Source organism: Streptomyces sp. NPDC059832 (assembly GCF_042731715.1).
Lineage (GTDB): Bacteria > Actinomycetota > Actinomycetes > Streptomycetales > Streptomycetaceae > Streptomyces.
Genome location: NZ_JBHWIY010000002.1, coordinates 497781 through 514743, shown reverse-complemented (window position 1 = coordinate 514743; position 16963 = coordinate 497781). Strand labels below are relative to the sequence as shown.

13 protein-coding genes are annotated in these 16963 nt (G+C 70.7%); 3 read left to right on the top strand and 10 right to left on the bottom strand.

The window, feature by feature from the left end; translation table 11 throughout:
* Positions 1-3: 3 nt before the first annotated feature.
* From ACFV8T_RS04680 to ACFV8T_RS04640, 9 genes are all read right to left on the bottom strand, one after another.
* Positions 4-1524, bottom strand: coding sequence for a CHAD domain-containing protein (locus ACFV8T_RS04680; protein WP_385324507.1), 1521 nt, complete (start codon positions 1522-1524; stop codon positions 4-6).
* Positions 1525-1575: 51 nt separating this feature from the next.
* Entirely contained in the window at positions 1576-2766 is a 1191-nt protein-coding gene (gene rodA / locus ACFV8T_RS04675; protein ID WP_385324504.1) for a rod shape-determining protein RodA, read from the bottom strand.
* A complete protein-coding gene (mrdA, locus tag ACFV8T_RS04670) occupies positions 2766-4931 on the bottom strand; it encodes a penicillin-binding protein 2 (protein WP_385324502.1) in 2166 nt (721 codons plus the stop codon). The genes rodA and mrdA overlap by 1 nt, the downstream gene beginning before the upstream one ends.
* A 61-nt stretch (positions 4932-4992) precedes the next feature.
* Positions 4993-5655 carry a rod shape-determining protein MreD gene (gene mreD / locus ACFV8T_RS04665; RefSeq protein WP_385324500.1) on the bottom strand — a complete coding sequence of 221 codons (663 nt, stop codon included), beginning with the start codon at positions 5653-5655 and terminating at the stop codon, positions 4993-4995.
* An 11-nt stretch (positions 5656-5666) separates the two neighbouring features.
* Positions 5667-6719 (bottom strand): rod shape-determining protein MreC, encoded by a 1053-nt coding sequence (mreC, locus tag ACFV8T_RS04660; protein WP_385324497.1) that lies wholly within the window; start codon positions 6717-6719, stop codon positions 5667-5669.
* 99 nt (positions 6720-6818) lie between these two features.
* Positions 6819-7838, bottom strand: coding sequence for a rod shape-determining protein (locus tag ACFV8T_RS04655; RefSeq protein ID WP_277326176.1), 1020 nt, complete (start codon positions 7836-7838; stop codon positions 6819-6821).
* Positions 7839-8126: 288 nt separating this feature from the next.
* Positions 8127-8540 (bottom strand): nucleoside-diphosphate kinase, encoded by a 414-nt coding sequence (ndk, locus tag ACFV8T_RS04650; RefSeq protein ID WP_266419280.1) that lies wholly within the window; start codon positions 8538-8540, stop codon positions 8127-8129.
* Between the two features lie 96 nt (positions 8541-8636).
* Positions 8637-8996 (bottom strand): DUF4233 domain-containing protein, encoded by a 360-nt coding sequence (locus ACFV8T_RS04645; RefSeq protein WP_385324494.1) that lies wholly within the window; start codon positions 8994-8996, stop codon positions 8637-8639.
* Positions 8997-8999: 3 nt separating this feature from the next.
* Positions 9000-10523 (bottom strand): bifunctional folylpolyglutamate synthase/dihydrofolate synthase, encoded by a 1524-nt coding sequence (locus tag ACFV8T_RS04640; protein ID WP_385324491.1) that lies wholly within the window; start codon positions 10521-10523, stop codon positions 9000-9002.
* 116 nt (positions 10524-10639) lie between these two features.
* On the opposite strand from ACFV8T_RS04640, the gene ACFV8T_RS04635 reads away from it, so the two are divergent.
* The 3 genes from ACFV8T_RS04635 to ACFV8T_RS04625 all read left to right on the top strand — a co-directional run bounded on the left by ACFV8T_RS04635 (position 10640) and on the right by ACFV8T_RS04625 (position 14137).
* The gene (locus tag ACFV8T_RS04635; RefSeq protein WP_385324489.1) at positions 10640-11356 is read left to right on the top strand and encodes a response regulator transcription factor; all 717 of its coding nucleotides are present in this window, start codon (positions 10640-10642) and stop codon (positions 11354-11356) included.
* Between the two features lie 202 nt (positions 11357-11558).
* Positions 11559-12734 (top strand): non-hydrolyzing UDP-N-acetylglucosamine 2-epimerase, encoded by a 1176-nt coding sequence (gene wecB, locus ACFV8T_RS04630; protein ID WP_385324488.1) that lies wholly within the window; start codon positions 11559-11561, stop codon positions 12732-12734.
* Between the two features lie 32 nt (positions 12735-12766).
* Positions 12767-14137, top strand: coding sequence for a glycosyltransferase family 2 protein (locus ACFV8T_RS04625; protein ID WP_385324485.1), 1371 nt, complete (start codon positions 12767-12769; stop codon positions 14135-14137).
* Positions 14138-14210: 73 nt separating this feature from the next.
* Here ACFV8T_RS04625 and ACFV8T_RS04620 read toward each other — a convergent pair whose 3' ends face one another.
* Positions 14211-16859, bottom strand: a complete 2649-nt coding sequence (locus tag ACFV8T_RS04620; protein ID WP_385324482.1) for a valine--tRNA ligase — start codon at positions 16857-16859, stop codon at positions 14211-14213.
* Positions 16860-16963 lie beyond the last annotated feature (104 nt).

Here is a 16963-nt window from a genome sequence, read left to right as displayed (position 1 = left end):
CCCTCAGCCTCCCAGCGCCGCCCGCAGCTCCGCCCGCGAAGCCCGCTCCCACACGGCCGGAAGCTCCCGTTCCCGGGCCGCGGCCGTCGCCTCCTCCCGTCCGTGGAGCAGTCCCCAGGTGAAGGCCGACTCCCCCGCCGCGTGCGCCTGGACGGCCAGGGTACGCAGGGCCTCGCGGGCCACCACGCTGTCCTGGTGGTCGCCGAGGAGGCTCTGTACGGCCTTCATCCGTTTGGCGAAGCGCTTGGCGGGCCTGCCGAGCGCGGGGCGGGCCGCCTCCGCCGCGTACCGGGCGCGTTTGGCGGCCTTGCGGGCCTCGTGCATGGCCAGGTCCCGGTCCTGGCCGGGCGGGAGCTCCAGGGCATGGCCGACGCGGGCCGCGAGGCGCCCGTACTCCTTCAGCACGGCGCGGGGCAGCGCCCGCCCCGGCGCACGGGACGCGGCGGGCAGCAGGGGCGGGGCGGCGAGCAGGGTGTCGAGGCTCTCCAGGAGTGCCAGATACCGCTTCCCGTCGAGCACGGCGACGGTGCGGCGGCGGGAGCCGTTCCGCCGGGCCGCCGACCAGATCCGGAGCCGCCCGCGGACCGGGCCGAGGACCAGGGTGCGGGGCAGGCCGTCGAGGCGGGCGCGCAGCCGGGCGTCGAGCACCTCCTGGTCGCGGTCGATGCCCAGCTCTGCGGCCAGCCACTTCAGCTCGTCGCCGACCGGGTCGGTGACGCCGCGGTCGAGGATCTTCCGGTACGTCCGCAGTGCGCTGCGCAGCCTGCGGGTGGCGACCCGCATCTGGTGCACGGAGTCGGGGAGGTCGCGGCGCACGGCGGGGTCGAGGGCGACGATCGCCTCGTTCTGGTGCCGGATGTACGCGAGGACGTGGTCGCCCGCGGTGGGCCGCCGGGCCCTGCCGTCGGGGTTCCTCTTCCGCTTCGGTGCGGTCTCGGCGAGCGCCCTGGCCAGCTTGGACGGGGACGCGGACGGGCGGATCCCGGCCTTGCGCAGCCGGCGCTCCACGGCGTCGAGGAAGGCGGGGTCGCCGTCGTCGGCGAGTTCGGCCTCGATCTCGGTCCAGGAGGCCGTGCCGTCGCCGCCCGTCAGCCGCTCGGCCCGCACCCGGTCGACGCTGACCTCGGCGAGCAGGGCGCCGTCGGAGTCGAGGAGGTGGTGGACGTCGCGGGCGGAGACCAGCCGGACGACGGGAACGAGTGCGCGCTCGCGGACCCGGGAGCGCAGCAGCCCCGCGAAGGAGCGCGGCAGGGTGTCGGAGAGCGGTTCCCGCAGCTCGTCCCGGATGCCGGAGGCGACCGGGAACTTGAGGTGCCAGCCGGCGTCGCCGCCGCCGGTGCGGCGGCGCAGGGTGAGGGAGTCCGCCGCGAGCCGGAGGTCCTCGGTGTCGTAGTAGACGGCGTCCAGTTCGCTGACGCCCCGGTGGGCGACGGCCGAGACCCCGGCCACCCGGCTCAGGTCCGGGAGCCGGGTCTCCGCGGTGGCTTCGTACTTCCGCTCGATCTCACGCTTCGAGTCCGCCATGAACCGAATCTAGACGTGTTGTACGCGAATGGGCAGTGCTCCCGCACCGGCTCAGGCGCTTATCGGCCGCTGCAGCCTGATCGACTGGAGCAGGCCGACGGCCACCCAGACGGCGAACATCGAGGACCCTCCGTACGACACGAACGGCAGCGGGAGCCCGGCGACCGGCATGATGCCGAGCGTCATCCCGATGTTCTCGAAGGCCTGGAAGGCGAACCAGGCGATGATTCCGGCGGCGACGATCGTGCCGTACAGCTCGGTCGTCTCGCGGGCGATCCGGCAGGCGCGCCACAGGACGACACCGAGCAGGACGAGGATCAGCCCGGCGCCGAGGAAGCCGAGCTCCTCGCCCGCGACGGTGAAGACGAAGTCGGTCTGCTGCTCGGGGACGAACTGGCCGGTGGTCTGGGTGCCGTGGAAGAGGCCCGTCCCGGAGAGGCCGCCCGAGCCGATCGCGATGCGGGCCTGGTTGGTGTTGTAGCCGACGCCCGCCGGGTCGAGCGCGGGGTTGGCGAAGGCGGCGAAGCGGGCGATCTGGTACTCGTCGAGCAGGCCCAGCTGCCAGATCGCGATGGCGCCGGCCACGCCCGCGCCGAGCAGACCGGCGATCCAGCGGTTCGACGCGCCGGAGGCGAGGAGCACGCCGAGCACGATGACGACCATGACCATCACGGAGCCGAGGTCCGGCATTCCCATGACGACGGCCATCGGGACGGCCGCCAGGCCGAGGGCCTTGGCGACGGTCCGGTGGTCGGGATGGAGCTGGTCGCCCGCGTCGACGCGCTCGGCCAGCAGCATCGCCATGATCAGGATGATGGTGATCTTGGTGAACTCGGAGGGCTGGAGCGAGAAGCCGCCGCCGATGATGATCCAGGCGTGGGCGCCGTTGACGGTGGCGCCGAGCGGGGTGAGCACCGCCAGCACCAGGAGCACCGAGAGGCCGTAGAGGATCGGGACGGCGCCGCGCAGGGTGCGGTGGCCGAGCCAGATCGTGCCGACCATCAGGGCGAAGCCGATGCCGGTGTTGAGGGCGTGCCGGAAGAGGAAGTAGTACGGGTCGCCGTGGGTGAGCGAGTCACGTCCCCGGGTCGCCGAGTAGACCAGCAGCGAGCCGATGAAGGAGAGCGCGAGCGCGGACCCGAGCAGCGGCCAGTCGAGTTTGCGTACGAGGGAGTCGCGGGCGGTGAGTTTGCCCCAGGCGGAGCGTTCCGGGGCGTACCGCTGGACGGAGAAGCCGGCCATCAGTCGCGCCTCCCCAGCGTCGCGGCGAGGGTCTGTTCCTCCGGGGTCTTCTGCGAGTCCGGGTCGTAGGGCTTGATCTGCGGGGCGTCGATCGAGCCGTCCTGCTGGATCTTCGGCAGGGACTTCTGCGGGGTGGGCAGCAGCGCCTTCTTAAGGTCCTGCTTGCCGGAGTCGTCGAGACCGTAGAGGGCGTCGTAGATGTTGCGCACGGCGGGCCCGGACGCACCGGAGCCCGTACCGCCCTGGGAGATCGTCATGACGATCGAGTAGTCCTTGGTGTACGTGGCGAACCAGGAGGTCGTCTGCTTGCCGTAGACCTCGGCCGTACCCGTCTTGGCGTGCATCGGGATCTTGTCCTGCGGCCAGCCGCCGAATCGCCAGGCGGCCGAACCACGGGTCGCGACTCCCGCGAGGGCGCTGTCGATCTGGTTGCGGGTCTTGCGCGTGAAGGGCAGCTTGCCGTGCGACTTGGGCTTGATCTCCTCGACGGTCTTGCCGTCGCCGCTGACGATCGCCTTGCCGACGGTGGGGTCGTAGAGCGTGCCGCCGTTGGAGATGGCTGCGTAGATGGTGGCCATCTGTATCGGCGTGACGAGGGTGTCGCCCTGGCCGATCGAGTAGTTGACGGAGTCACCGGCGCGCATCTTGTCGCCTTCGAGGCAGTTCTCGTACGCGATCTTCTCGACGTACGAGCCGTCCTTCTTGCCCTGCTTGCACCAGGCGTCCTTGTTCGCCTTGTAGAAGTCCTGCTTCCACTTGCGGTCGGGGACCCGGCCGCTGACCTCGTTGGGGAGGTCGATGCCGGTCTCCTTGCCGAGGCCGAACTGGTGGGCGGTCCTGTAGAACCAGTCCTTGGCGTTCTTCTTGGGCTTCATCCCGCCGTCCTTCAGCCACTCCTTGTGCGCGATGCCGTAGTACACGGTGTCGCAGGAGACTTCGAGGGCCCGGCCGATGGTGATGGAGCCGTAGCCCTGGGACTCGAAGTTCTTGAAGGTCTGCCCGCCGACGTTGTACGAGCTGGGGCAGGGGTAGTTGCCGTTGAAGGGGTAGCCGGCGTTGACCGCGGCGGTCGAGGAGATGACCTTGAAGATCGAGCCGGGGGCGGCCTGGCCCTGGATGGCCCGGTTCAGCAGCGGGAAGTTGGAATTCTTGCCGGTGAGCTTGGCGTAGTCCTTGGCGGAGATGCCGCCGACCCAGGAGTTGGGGTCGTAGTTCGGCAGGGAGGCCATCGAGACGACGCGGCCGGTCTTGGCCTCCATGACGACGACGGCGCCGGAGTCGGCCTTGTAGTTCTCCCCGGTGTTCTTGTCGAACGACTGACGGGCCGTCTTCATGGCCTGGTTGAGCTCGTACTCGGCGACGGCCTGGACCCGGGCGTCGATGGAGGTGACGACGGTGGAGCCGGGCTCCGCCTTGTCGTTCTTCGCCTGGCCGATGACCCGGCCGAGGTTGTCGACCTCGTAGCGGGTGACGCCGGCCTTGCCGCGCAGCTCCTTGTCGTAGGTGCGTTCCAGGCCGGAGCGGCCGACCTGGTCGGAGCGGAGGTACGGCGAGTCGGTGTCCTGGGCCTTGGTGATCTCCTTGTCGGTGACCGGCGAGAGGTAGCCGAGGACCTGCGCGGTGTTGGCCTTGCCGGGCGCCCCGTACCGGCGTACGGCGGTGGGCTCGGCGGTGATGCCGGGGAAGTCCTCGGCACGTTCACGAATCGTGAGGGCCTGCTGGGTGGTGGCCTCGTCGGTGACCGGGATCGGCTGGTACGGCGAGCCGTTCCAACAGGGCTGCGGCGTCTTGGAGTCGCAGAGCCGGACCTTGTCGATGACCTCCTTGGGCTTCATGCCGAGGACGCCGGCGAGCCGGGTCAGGACGCTCTTGCCGTCGTCCTTCATCTTCATCAGCTCGGTGCGGCTGGCGGAGACGACCAGCCGGGTCTCGTTGTCGGCGAGGGCCACACCGCGGGCGTCGAGGATGGAGCCGCGGACGGCGGGCTGGACGACCTGCTGGACGTGGTTGTTCTTCGCCTCGTCGCTGTACTCCTGGCCGTTGCGGATCTGGAGGTACCAGAGGCGCCCGCCGAGGGTGAGCAACAGGGAGAAGACGAGGACCTGGATGACGATGAGACGGATCTGGACCCGTGGGGTCCGGCCGGTCTCGGGGATGTTGGTCACGGGGCGCCCCCGGTGGTGGTCGGGCCGGAGGTACGCGAGGTGGCCTGGCTGCGGTGCGGCCTCACAGTCGCTTGACCCCCTTGATGCGTCCGGCGCGGGCCGCGCGGTTGCGGGCGGCCTTGACGCGCAGTCCGCCGCGCTGGCCGCCGATCCGCAGTCCGGTGCCGGAGGCGAGCCAGCCCGCGGCCACGTCCCCGCCGCCGGAGGTGTCGGCGAGCGGATCGTTCACCGTGCGTCTGGCGACGGCCATGATCAGCGGTACGACGAAGGGCGCGAGGAGCAGGTCGTAGACGGCCGCGGTGAACAGCAGGCTGCCGAGGCCGACGTGACGGGCCGCCGTGTCCCCGACGAGCGCGCCGACCAGCGCGTACAGCAGGGTCGAGCCGATCGCCGCGGCGACGACCCCGAGCATCGGGACCATCGCCGACTTCAGCTGTCCGTTCTCGGGCTTCACCAGCCCCGCGAGGTAGCCGATGACGCAGAGGACCAGCGCGTAGCGTCCGGCGGCGTGGTCGGCGGGCGGTGCCAGGTCGGCGAGGAGTCCCGCGCCGAAGCCGATGAGGGCGCCGCTGACATGCCCGTACACGAAGGCGAGGCCGAGGACGACCAGGAGCAGCAGGTCGGGCACCGCGCCGGGGAGCTGGAGGCGGGCGAGCACGGAGACCTGGACGACGAGGGCGACGACGACCAGGACGGCGGAGAGCAGAATCCGGTTCAAACGCATGGGAATCAGCTCTACCTCTGCTCGTTGACCGCGGTGCCGGCGTCCGGTGTGGCGTTCGCAGTGCCGTCCGGGTCCGGGCTGTTGCCGGGGTCCGGACTCTCGTGGATGTTCCCGACGACGTTTCCTTCGGTGTCGACGATGTCGCCGTTGGGCGAGATCGTGACGGTGACGGTGGGCGTGGGCTTCGGCTTGGCGGGCTTGGCCGGCTGCTTCGGCAGGACCATGTCGCGCGGGTCCTCGCGCGGGGCCTGGACCACGACGCCGACGATGTCGAGCTTGGTGAAGCCGACATACGGGCGGACGTAGACCGTACGGGTCAGACCGCCGCCGGACGGGTCGACCCGGACGACCTCGCCGACCGGGACGCCGGGCACGAAGGGCTTGTCCTTGCTGGAGCCGAAGGTGACGAGCCGGTCGCCCTTCTTCACCTTGGCCTTGCCGTTGAGGAACTGGACGGACAGCGGCCGGGAGCCCTGGCCGGTGGCGAAGCCGAGTTCGTCGGTCTTCTCCATCCGGGTGCCGACGGTGAAGTCGGGGTCGTTGGCGAGGAGCACCGTGGAGGCGTCCGGGCCGACGGTGGTGACGCGGCCGACCAGGCCGTCGCCGTTGATGACGGTCATGTCGCGCTTGATTCCGTCGTTGGAACCCGCGTCGATGGTGACCGTCCAGGAGAAGCCCTGGGCCGCTCCTATGGCGATGACCTCGGCGCCCTTGATGCCGTACTGTCCGGCGGCCGACTTCTTCAGCATCCGGTCGAGCTCACGAACCCTGTTGCGGTTGCGGTCGTCGCTGCCGAGCTTCGTCTTGAGCGCGGCGTTCTGCTGTTCCAGCTCGGCGATCCGGTTGTGCCGTGTCCCGGAGTCGCGAACCGCCCCTATGGCGTTGCCCACCGGGTCGACGGCTGCCGCGACGCCGTTCTCCACCGGCCCGAAGGCCGCTGCGGCGGCCCGCCGGGCGCCGTCCACCGGCGACTCCTCACCACCGCGGATGTCCACCGTGATCAATGCGAACGCGATGGCGATCAGCAGCACCAGGAGCAGCCGGCTCTCTCGTGTGTCCCTCACGTGCGGCGGCCGTGCCTTCCTCGTCGGAATATTCGTGCCTGTATATCAACGATCGGCCGTACGGAGCGGCAGCGTCCGTACAGCAGACCGATGGGTTGTTCACCTGCGGGGCTGGGCGTCCAGTACCTGCTGGAGCGCCTCGAACTCCTCGACGCACTTGCCGGATCCGAGGGCCACCGAGTCCAGCGGGTCCTCCGCGATGTGGATCGGCATGCCGGTCTCGCGGCGCAGCCGCTCGTCCAGTCCGCGCAGCAGCGCGCCGCCGCCGGTGAGGACGATGCCGCGGTCCATGACATCGCCGGAGAGCTCCGGCGGGCACTTGTCGAGCGTGGTCTTCACCGCGTCGACGATCGCGTTGACCGGCTCCTCGATGGCCTTGCGGACCTCGGCGGCCGAGACGACCACGGTCTTGGGCAGTCCGGAGACCAGGTCACGGCCTCGGATCTCGGTGTGTTCGTCCTTGTCCATGTCGTACGCCGAACCGATCGTGATCTTGATCTGTTCCGCGGTGCGCTCGCCGAGGAGGAGCGAGTACTCCTTCTTGATGTGCTGGATGATCGCGTTGTCCAGTTCGTCGCCGGCGGTCCGGATCGACTGGGCAGTGACGATTCCGCCGAGCGAGATGACCGCGACCTCGGTGGTGCCGCCACCGATGTCGACGACCATGTTGCCGGTGGCCTCGTGGACCGGCAGCCCGGAGCCGATGGCCGCCGCCATGGGCTCCTCGATGATGTGCACCTGGCGCGCGCCGGCCTGCGTCGACGCCTCGATGACGGCGCGTCGCTCGACCCCGGTGATACCGGAGGGCACGCAGACGACGACCCGCGGGCGGGCCAGGTAGCGGCGCTTGTGGATCTTCAGGATGAAGTAGCGGAGCATCCGCTCGGTGATCTCGAAGTCGGCGATCACGCCGTCCTTCAGGGGCCGTACGGCAACGATGTTGCCCGGTGTACGCCCGATCATCTTCTTGGCCTCGGAGCCGACCGCCAGGATGCCGCCGGTGTTGGTGTTGATGGCCACGACGGACGGCTCGTTCAGAACGATGCCGCGCCCCCTGACGTACACCAGCGTGTTGGCAGTCCCGAGGTCGATAGCCATGTCACGGCCGATGAACGACATTGAGTTCCCCTTGTTCCCCATGAGGATGCGTCGGGCCTTCCAAGAAAGCGATGTGGCTTGTTCTGGTCGGCGAGGTGAGCGCGGCGGGCGTGGAAGATTCCATCGTAGTGCCGTAATGGCGGACGCCGCGCGAGGGTCCTTCGCCATTGTGGGCGGAACGGGTGGCCGTTCCACTCATGGTGACGTTATGTCGGAGGGATGCGTTCCCGCGATCCCGGACCCTATACCGAAGGGCGACCGAATTAATTCGGTCGCCCCAGGTCTGAGCGCTGTTCGGCTGATCGGCGGTCAGGCGAGTCCGGGGAAGAAGAGCTTCAGTTCCCGCTCCGCGGACTCCTCGGAGTCCGAGGCGTGGATGAGGTTCTCCCGGGTGATGGTGCCGAAGTCGCCGCGGATGGAACCGGGCGCGGCGGCGATCGGGTCGGTGGGTCCGGCCAGCGTCCGGATGCCCTCGATGACCCGCTCGCCCTCGGCGACCAGCGCCACGATCGGACCGGACTGCATGAACTCGACGAGCGGCTCGTAGAACGGGCGGCCGACGTGCTCGGCGTAGTGCTGCTCCAGCGTGGCGCGGTCGAGGGTGCGCAGCTCCAGTGCGGTGATCCGCCAGCCGGCCTTGCGCTCGATCCGCCCGACGATCTCGCCGACCAGTCCGCGCCGGACAGCGTCGGGCTTGAGGAGAACGAGGGTGCGCTGGGTCATGGTGTGCGGCTCCTTGCAGGCATGCGGGTGCGGTGAACCGAGGCTACAGGGGTACGGAGCCGGGCCGGCGGCCGGGTTTGGCCACCGGGTACCGGGTCAGCCACCGGCCGGGGCCCCGGCCGCCTCCTGTGCCGCCGCCCAGCGGGCCTTCGCCTCGTCGATCTTGCGGCCGTAGTGCACCGAGGCCCACCACAGGCCGGCGAAGACCACGCCGAGGATGAACATCATCGGGACGACGAAGCCGCTCAGCACCAGGGCGATCTGCAGCGCCCAGCCGAGCTGTATCCCGCCGGGGCGAGTGATCATCCCGCAGAGCAGCACGGAGAGCAGCATGCCGATGCCGCAGACCGTCCAGACCGTGGCACCGGTCAGGTCGTCGGACTTCATCGCGACGAGTCCGGCGAAGCCGATCACGAAGAACTCGCCGATCAGCGTGGAAGCACAGAGCGTACGCATGGGTCAGTGCCTTCCCAGAAGCAGCCGGGCCTCGCCGACCGTGATCACGGAACCGGTCACCAGGACACCGGCGCCCGCGTACTCGTCCTCCTCCTCGGCGAGGGTGATCGCCGCCTCCAGGGCGTCGTCCAGCCGGGGCTCCACCTGGACGCGGTCCTCACCGAAGACCTCGACCGCGAGGGCGGCCAGCTCGTCGACATCCATCGCGCGGGCGGTGGAGTTCTCTGTGACGACGACCTCGGCGAAGATCGGCTCGAAGGCTTCGAGGAGTCCCTTGACGTCCTTGTCGGAGCTGGTACCGACCACACCGATCAGCCGGGAGAAGCCGAAGGCCTCGGAGATCCCGTCGGCGGTGGCACGGGCGCCCGCCGGGTTGTGTGCCGCGTCCAGGACGACGGTGGGGCTGCTGCGGACCACTTCGAGGCGGCCCGGGGAGATCACCGAGGCGAAGGCCCGGCGGACCGTGTCGACGTCGAGCGAGCCGGGCTGCTCGGCGCCGATCCCGAAGAACGCCTCCACCGCGGAGAGCGCCACCGCGGCGTTGTGCGCCTGGTGGGCGCCGTACAGCGGGAGGAAGATCTCCTCATACTCGCCACCGAGGCCGCGCAGCGTCAGCAGCTGGCCGCCGACGGCGATCTCGCGCGAGACGACGCCGAACTCCATGCCCTCGCGGGCGACCGTGGCGTCGACCTCGACGGCCTTCTTCAGCATGACCTGCGCGGCGTCCACCGGCTGCTGGGCCAGGATGACCGTGGCGCCCTGCTTGATGATCCCGGCCTTCTCGCCGGCGATCTCGGCGGGTGTGTTGCCGAGCCGGTCGGTGTGGTCCAGCGAGATGGGGGTGACGACGGCGACCGAGCCGTCGATGACGTTCGTCGCGTCCCAGCTGCCGCCCATGCCGACCTCGACGACCGCGACATCGATCGGCGCGTCGGCGAAGGCCGCGTAGGCCATGCCCGTCAGCACCTCGAAGAAGGAGAGCCGGTACGGCTGCTGGGCGTCGACCATCTCCACGTACGGCTTGATGTCCTGGTACGCCTCGATGAACCGCTCGGGGGCGATCGGGGAGCCGTCCAGGCTGATCCGCTCGGTGATCGACTGGACGTGCGGCGAGGTGTAGCGGCCGGTACGCAGGTCGAAGGCGCCGAGCAGCGCCTCGATCATGCGGGCCGTGCTCGTCTTGCCGTTGGTCCCGGTGATGTGGATCGAGGGGTACGCGCGCTGCGGCTCGCCGAGCACGTCCATCAGCGCGGCGATGCGCGCGACGGAAGGCTCCAGCTTGGTCTCGCCCCAGCGTCCGGCGAGCTCCTGCTCCACGCCGCGCAGCGCCTTGTCCACCTCGGGGTCGGCGGGGCGGGCCGGGACCTCGTCGCCCTGCGGCGGTCCGGAGCGGGTGCGCAGCGTGCGGCTCCCGGCCTCGATCACCGCCAGGTCGGGGTCGCGCTGGGTCTCTTCGTCGACGATCTCCGCGAAGGTGTCGTCGGAATCGGAGTTGTCGTGCCGGTCGGAAGGGCGGGGCTCACTCACGGGGCCAGTCTACGGATGGGCACGGACATCGCGCGCGGCACCCGGTGGCGGACACCGATCACCCGCGCCGGGACCACGGTCGGCATGTCGTGCCGAGCGGGCGCATGGTGGGAAGTGTGCGCCCCCGTCCTCTGATCCTGATCGCCGCACCCGACGGCCTGCACCCGGCGTTCGCCCGGCTGACCGCCGATCCGCGGTACGAGACGCTGGTCGTCCGCACCGGTGAGAGCGCGCTGCGCGCCCTGTACGAATACCGCCCCGACGGCCTGATCCTCAGCCTCCGGCTGCCCGGCCTCGATCCGTGGGAGGTGCTGAGCCGGGTGCGGGACATGAGCGATCTGCCGATCGCGGTGGTGGACCGGACGTACCGGGTGACGGACGCCGCCCGCGCGCTGGAGGCCGGGGCCGACGACTATCTGACACCCGAGCTGTCCAGCCGGCTGTACGTGCCGCTGCTGCGGGCCCGGCTGCGGCGTGCGGCCGACGCCCCGCCCGGGGCCGAGTCCGTCATCGAGGACGGTCTGCTCACCCTGGACCCGGGTACGCACGAGGCCGTCCTGTCGGGGCACCGGCTCGACCTCACCCCGATCGAGTTCGCCCTGCTGGTCGCGCTCGCCCGCCATCCCGGGCAGGTCCTCTCCGCGGACCGGCTGCTCCGGATGGTGTGGGACGTGCCGGTGGGCAGCGATGCCTCGCGGGTGAAGTACACGGTGCTGCGGCTGCGCCGGAAGATCGCCGGCACGACCGGTGCGCCGGCGCCCATCGAGACCGTACGGGGTGTGGGGTACCGCTACCCCCCGGCGGCCGGTCCGCAGCGGCCGGGTCGGGACTGAGGTCCCGGTCCGGACCCGGGCCGGAGGACCCGTCCTCCGGCGCCCCTTCCGGGCACAAGGTCCCGGACCCAGGTCCCCACCGGCGCGGGCCGGCCGCGCTGCACCCCGGCTGCAACCCACCCACACCGGTTCTGCCACCGCTGTCGCCCACGCTGGTCCTCCCCCCACCAGGCCGGGAACGGCGAGAGGAAACAGAACACCCATGAACAGCGCACTGCCCGCCCGCTCCGTCGCCGTGGTTCTGGGCACCCGGCCCGAGCTGGTGAAGCTGGCGCCCGTCATCCACCGGCTCGGTGACGCCACCCGGCTGATCCACACCGGCCAGCACTGGGACGACGCCATGTCGGGCCGGTTTCTCCAGGAGCTGGGGCTGCCCCGTCCCGAGGTGCTCAGCAGCATCGGCGGCACCTCGCGTGCCGTGCAGATCGGCCGTTCGCTGGAGCAGCTGGACGCGCTGTTCACCGGGGACCGGCCCGCCGCCGTCGTCGTCCAGGGCGACACCAACGCCACCCTGGCGGGCGCGCTGGCCGCCAACGCGCGGGCGATCCCCCTCGTCCACGTCGAGGCCGGACTGCGCAGCCACGACGTGGCGATGCCGGAGGAGCACAACCGCGTCCTGGTCGACGCGATCTCCGACGTGCTCTGCGCGGCGACCCCCGAGAACCGGGCGAACCTGCTCGCCGAGGGCATCGGCGCCGACCGGATCTCCGTCACCGGCAACACCGTCGTCGAGGCCGTCCGGCGCCATCTGCCCGGGGCCGGGCGGCGCACCGCGCTGCTGGCCCGGCACGGGCTCGTCCGCGACCGCTACGTACTCGCCACCGTGCACCGCCCGGAGAACACCGACGGCCCGGCGACGCTGCGCACCGTCCTCTCCGAGCTGGCCGCCCTCGCCACCGACGAGGTCCCGGTCCTGCTCCCCCTCCACCCGCGCACCCGCGCCCGCGTCGAGGCGGAGCGGCTGGGCGATCTGCTGGCCGGCGTCCGGGTGCTGGAGCCGCTCGGGTACGGGGACTTCCTGGCGCTGGCCCGCCATGCCGCGCTGCTGGTCTCCGACTCGGGCGGCATCCAGGAGGAGTGCACGGTGCTGGGCCGCCCGCTGGTCGTGGTCCGCCGTTCCACCGAGCGCCCCGAGTCGATGGCCGATTTCGCCGATCTCGTGGCCCCCGGCCCGGAGCTCGGCCGGCTGGCGCGCCTGCGGCTCGCGGAGGGTGACCGGGGGCTGCGCCGGCTGGCCGCGCTGCCCAGCCCGTACGGCGACGGTCTCGCCGCCGAGCGGATCGCGCGGCTCGTCGCCTCGGCCGCCGAGCCCACAGGGCCCGCAGAGTCCGCCGGGCCCGCCGGGTCCGCCGGGTCCTCGCCGGCGCTCGCCGCCTGACCTGCCTTCCCGCCGTCGTCAAGGAGGCAGCCATGCCCGTCTCGTCCACGTCCGCCCTGGTCGTCTATCCCTTCGTCCTTCTGCTGGGCTTCCTGCTCTACTGGGCGGGGGCCCGCTGGGCGTATCTGCGCCGTTCCCCGGTCGTGCCCGGTGACGCTTCCCTGCTCGACTGGCACTTCTTCGTGCCGTGCCGGGACGAGGAGGCGGTCGTCGGCACGACCGTGACCCGGCTGCGCACCGACTTCCCGGCGGCGGACGTCTGGGTGATCGACGACGACAGCGAGGACGGCACGGGCGCCGTCGTCGCGGCGCTCGCCGCCGACGACCCGCGGGTGCATCTGGTCCGGCGCCGCCGTCCGGACGCCAGGACCGGGAAGGGCGCCGCGCTCAACGCCGCGTACGACCGGCTCGGGGCGTTCCTGCCGGAGGGCACCGACCGTTCACGGGTGGTCGTCTGTGTCGTCGACGCGGACGGACAGCTCGACCCGCGCGCCCTGGAGCTGGTGTCGGGCCCCGGGGCGTTCGGCGATCCGGACGTCGGCGGTGTGCAGATCGGCGTACGGATGCGCAATGCGGGCGACCGTCGGCCCTTCCCGGAGCGCGGGCGCCTGGTGAACGCCGCGGCGCGGGTCCTGGTGCGGGTGCAGGACATGGAGTTCGCGGTCTCCAACGCCGGTATGCAGCTGCTGCGCAACCGCACGGGCTCCACCGGCCTCGGCGGCAACGGCCAGTTCACCCGGCTCGGTGCGCTGGACCGGATCGGCGAGGCCGAGCGCCGCCCATGGCGGCAGGGGGCGCTCCTGGAGGACTACGAGCTGGGCCTCCACATGCTGCTGGCCGGCTACCGCACGACGCATGTCGCCGACACCTGGGTCTCCCAGGAGGCGCTGCCCAGCGCCCGCCGGCTGCTGACCCAGCGCACCCGCTGGGCGCAGGGGAACCTGCAGTGCGTGCGCTACGCGCCCCGGATCGTCTCGTCCCGTCATGTCCCGGGCCGCGGGGTGCTGGAGACCCTGTACACCTTCGTCCAGCCGTTGGCCCATCTGGTGACCCTGGCGCTGACCGTGCTCGTCCTCGGCGTGCTCGCCGTCGGCACGGTCCGGGGACAGGGCTCGGACGGGGCGGCGGCCCTGCTGGACCAGTGGCCGCTGATGCTGGTGCTGGCCGCGGTGTCGATCGCGCCGTTCGTGCTGTGGGGCCCGGTCTACCGCCGTGAGCACGCCCCCGACGCGTCGTTCGTCAGGTCGCTGCTGTGGGGTCTGGCGCTGTGGCTGTACGCGTACCACCTGTTCGTCGTCTCGGCGCGGGCCTTCGTGCGCATGCTGCGCGGCCGCAACGGCTGGGCGAAGACGCGGCGCAACGCGGAGCCGGTGACCGCGGGCCCGGTGGCGCTGGAGTCCTGAACCGTACGCGGAAAAGGGCGAAGCCCCCGTCCCCCTGGTCGGTCAGGGGAACGGGGGCTCCGTGCTCAGGTCATCAGCTCTGCGGCAGGTTCGCCAGCTGACCGGAGATCCGCTCGATGTCGGCCTCTGCCTTGGCGAGCCGGCCGCGGATCTTGTCGACCACATTGTCCGGGGCCTTGCCGAGGAACGCCTCGTTGGAGAGCTTGCCGACCGCCTGGGCCTTCTCCTTCTCGGCGGCACCCAGGTCCTTCGTCAGGCGCTTGCGCTCGGCCTCGACGTCGATAGTGCCGGACAGGTCGAGGGCGACCGTGGCGCCCGCGACCGGCAGCGAGGCGGTGGCGTGGAAGCCCTCCTCGGCCGGCTGGAGCCGCAGCAGCTGGCGGATGGCCGCCTCGTGCGGAGCGAGCGGCGTGCCGGTCAGGGTGAGCTCGGCCGGGACCTTCTGGCCGGGCTGCAGTCCCTGGTCGGAGCGGAACCGGCGGACCTCGGTCACGACCTGCTGGACGAGCGCGATCTCCTGCTCGGCCGCGTCGTCGCGGAATCCGCCCGGGGCGTCAGCCCCAGGAACGGACGCAGCCTTCGGCCAGTCGGCGATGACGATGGACTCCCGGCCGGTGAGGGCCGTCCAGAGCGTCTCCGTGACGAACGGGACGACCGGGTGCAGCAGTCGCAGCATCACGTCGAGGACCTCGCCGAGGACCCGGCCCGAGACCTCGGCCGGCCTGCCGCCCGCGAAGAACGTGGTCTTGGACAGCTCGACGTACCAGTCGAAGACCTCGTCCCAGGCGAAGTGCCGCAGCGCCTCGCTGAGCTTGGAGAACTGGAAGTCGTCGTAGTACGCGTCGACTTCGGCGACGGTCTTGTTGAGGCGGGACAGGATCCAGCGGTCGGTCACCGACATCTCGTCGGCGGACGGCAGCTCGCCCTCGATCGTCGCGCCGTTCATCAGCGCGAAGCGGGTGGCGTTCCAGATCTTGTTGGCGAACTTGGCGGAGCCCTGGACCCACTCCTCGCCGATCGGGACGTCGACGCCGGGGTTGGCACCGCGCGCCAGGGTGAAGCGCAGCGCGTCGGAGCCGTACTTGTCCATCCAGTCCAGCGGGTTGACGACATTGCCGAAGGACTTCGACATCTTCTTGCCGTGCTCGTCGCGGACCATGCCGTGCAGGACGATGGTCTCGAACGGCGGGACGCCGTCGTTGACGTACAGGCCGAACATCATCATCCGGGCGACCCAGAAGAAGAGGATGTCGTAGCCGGTGACCAGGACGGAGTTGGGGTAGAACTTCGCGAGGCTGTCGGTCCGTTCGGGCCAGCCGAGCGTGGAGAACGGCCACAGCCCGGAGGAGAACCAGGTGTCCAGGACATCGGGGTCCTGCGTCCAGCCCTCGCCGGTGGGTGCCTCGTCGTCCGGTCCGACGCAGACCATCTCTCCGTCGGGTCCGTGCCAGACGGGAATGCGGTGCCCCCACCACAGCTGGCGCGAGATGCACCAGTCGTGGAGGTTGTCGACCCAGTCGAAGTACCGCTTCTCCATCTCCTGCGGGTGGATCTTGACCTTGCCGTCGCGGACGGCGTCACCGGCCGCCTTGGCGAGCGGGGCGACCTTGACCCACCACTGCATGGACAGCCGGGGCTCGACGGTGGTCTTGCAGCGCGAGCAGTGGCCGACGGAGTGGACGTACGGCCGCTTCTCGGCGACGATCCGGCCCTCGGCGCGCAGCGCGGCGACGATCGCGGAGCGGGCCTCCAGCCGGTCCAGGCCCTCGAACGGACCGGGGACGGTGATGACCGCGCGCTCGTCCATGACCGTGAGGAACGGCAGGTCGTGGCGCGTACCGATCTCGAAGTCGTTCGGGTCGTGCGCGGGCGTGACCTTCACGGCGCCGGTGCCGAACTCCGGGTCGACGTGGTGGTCGGCGACGACGGGGATCGTGCGGTCGGTCAGCGGCAGCCTGATCCGCTTGCCGACGAGGTGCTTGTAGCGCTCGTCGTCGGGGTGGACGGCGACGGCGGTGTCACCGAGCATCGTCTCGGCGCGGGTCGTGGCGACGACGATGGTCTCGTCCCCGTCCCCGTACGTCATCGAGACCAGCTCGCCGTCGTCGTCCTGGTACTCGACCTCGATGTCCGAGATCGCCGTCAGACAGCGCGGGCACCAGTTGACGATGCGCTCTTTGCGATAGATGAGCTCCTCGTCGTACATCCGCTTGAAGATGGTCTGGACGGCGGTGGACAGGCCTTCGTCCATGGTGAAGCGCTCACGGGACCAGGCGACGCCCTCGCCGAGCCGGCGCATCTGACCGGAGATCTGGCCGCCGGACTCGTTCTTCCACTTCCAGACACGCTCGACGAAGGCCTCGCGGCCCAGGTCGTGGCGGGACTTGCCCTCCTTGCCGAGCTCGCGCTCGACGACGTTCTGGGTGGCGATGCCGGCGTGGTCCATGCCGGGCTGGTAGAGCGCCTCGAAGCCCTGCATGCGCTTGCGGCGGACCAGGGCGTCGATCAGCGTGTGCTCGAAGGCGTGCCCGAGGTGCAGGCTGCCCGTGACGTTCGGCGGCGGGATGACGATGGAGTACGGCGGCTTCTCGCTGTGCTCGTCGGCTTCGAAGTAACCCCGCTCTACCCAGCGCTCATACAGCTTCCCCTCTACCTCGGCCGGTGCGTACTGGGTCGGCAGTTCGGGGTTGCTGGCTGGCGTCTGCTGAGTGTTCTCGGTCACGGGGGACAGTTTAGGGCCGTCACAGTCATGCACTGAAACCGGTTTGTTGAGTAACGGTGTGACGCCCGGTGCTCCATACGGGCGACCCTTCCGCCAGGATGTTC

Bases quoted from the DNA above. Each gene is read 5' to 3' on its own strand.
- ACFV8T_RS04680 (WP_385324507.1), bottom strand. From the start codon at position 1,524: ATGGCGGACTCGAAGCGTGAGATCGAGCGGAAGTACGAAGCCACCGCG.
- rodA (WP_385324504.1), bottom strand. From the start codon at position 2,766: ATGGCCGGCTTCTCCGTCCAGCGGTACGCCCCGGAACGCTCCGCCTGG.
- mreD (WP_385324500.1), bottom strand. From the start codon at position 5,655: ATGCGTTTGAACCGGATTCTGCTCTCCGCCGTCCTGGTCGTCGTCGCC.
- ACFV8T_RS04655 (WP_277326176.1), bottom strand. From the start codon at position 7,838: ATGTCGTTCATCGGCCGTGACATGGCTATCGACCTCGGGACTGCCAAC.
- ndk (WP_266419280.1), bottom strand. From the start codon at position 8,540: ATGACCCAGCGCACCCTCGTTCTCCTCAAGCCCGACGCTGTCCGGCGC.
- ACFV8T_RS04645 (WP_385324494.1), bottom strand. From the start codon at position 8,996: ATGCGTACGCTCTGTGCTTCCACGCTGATCGGCGAGTTCTTCGTGATC.
- wecB (WP_385324488.1), top strand. From the start codon at position 11,559: ATGAACAGCGCACTGCCCGCCCGCTCCGTCGCCGTGGTTCTGGGCACC.
- ACFV8T_RS04625 (WP_385324485.1), top strand. From the start codon at position 12,767: ATGCCCGTCTCGTCCACGTCCGCCCTGGTCGTCTATCCCTTCGTCCTT.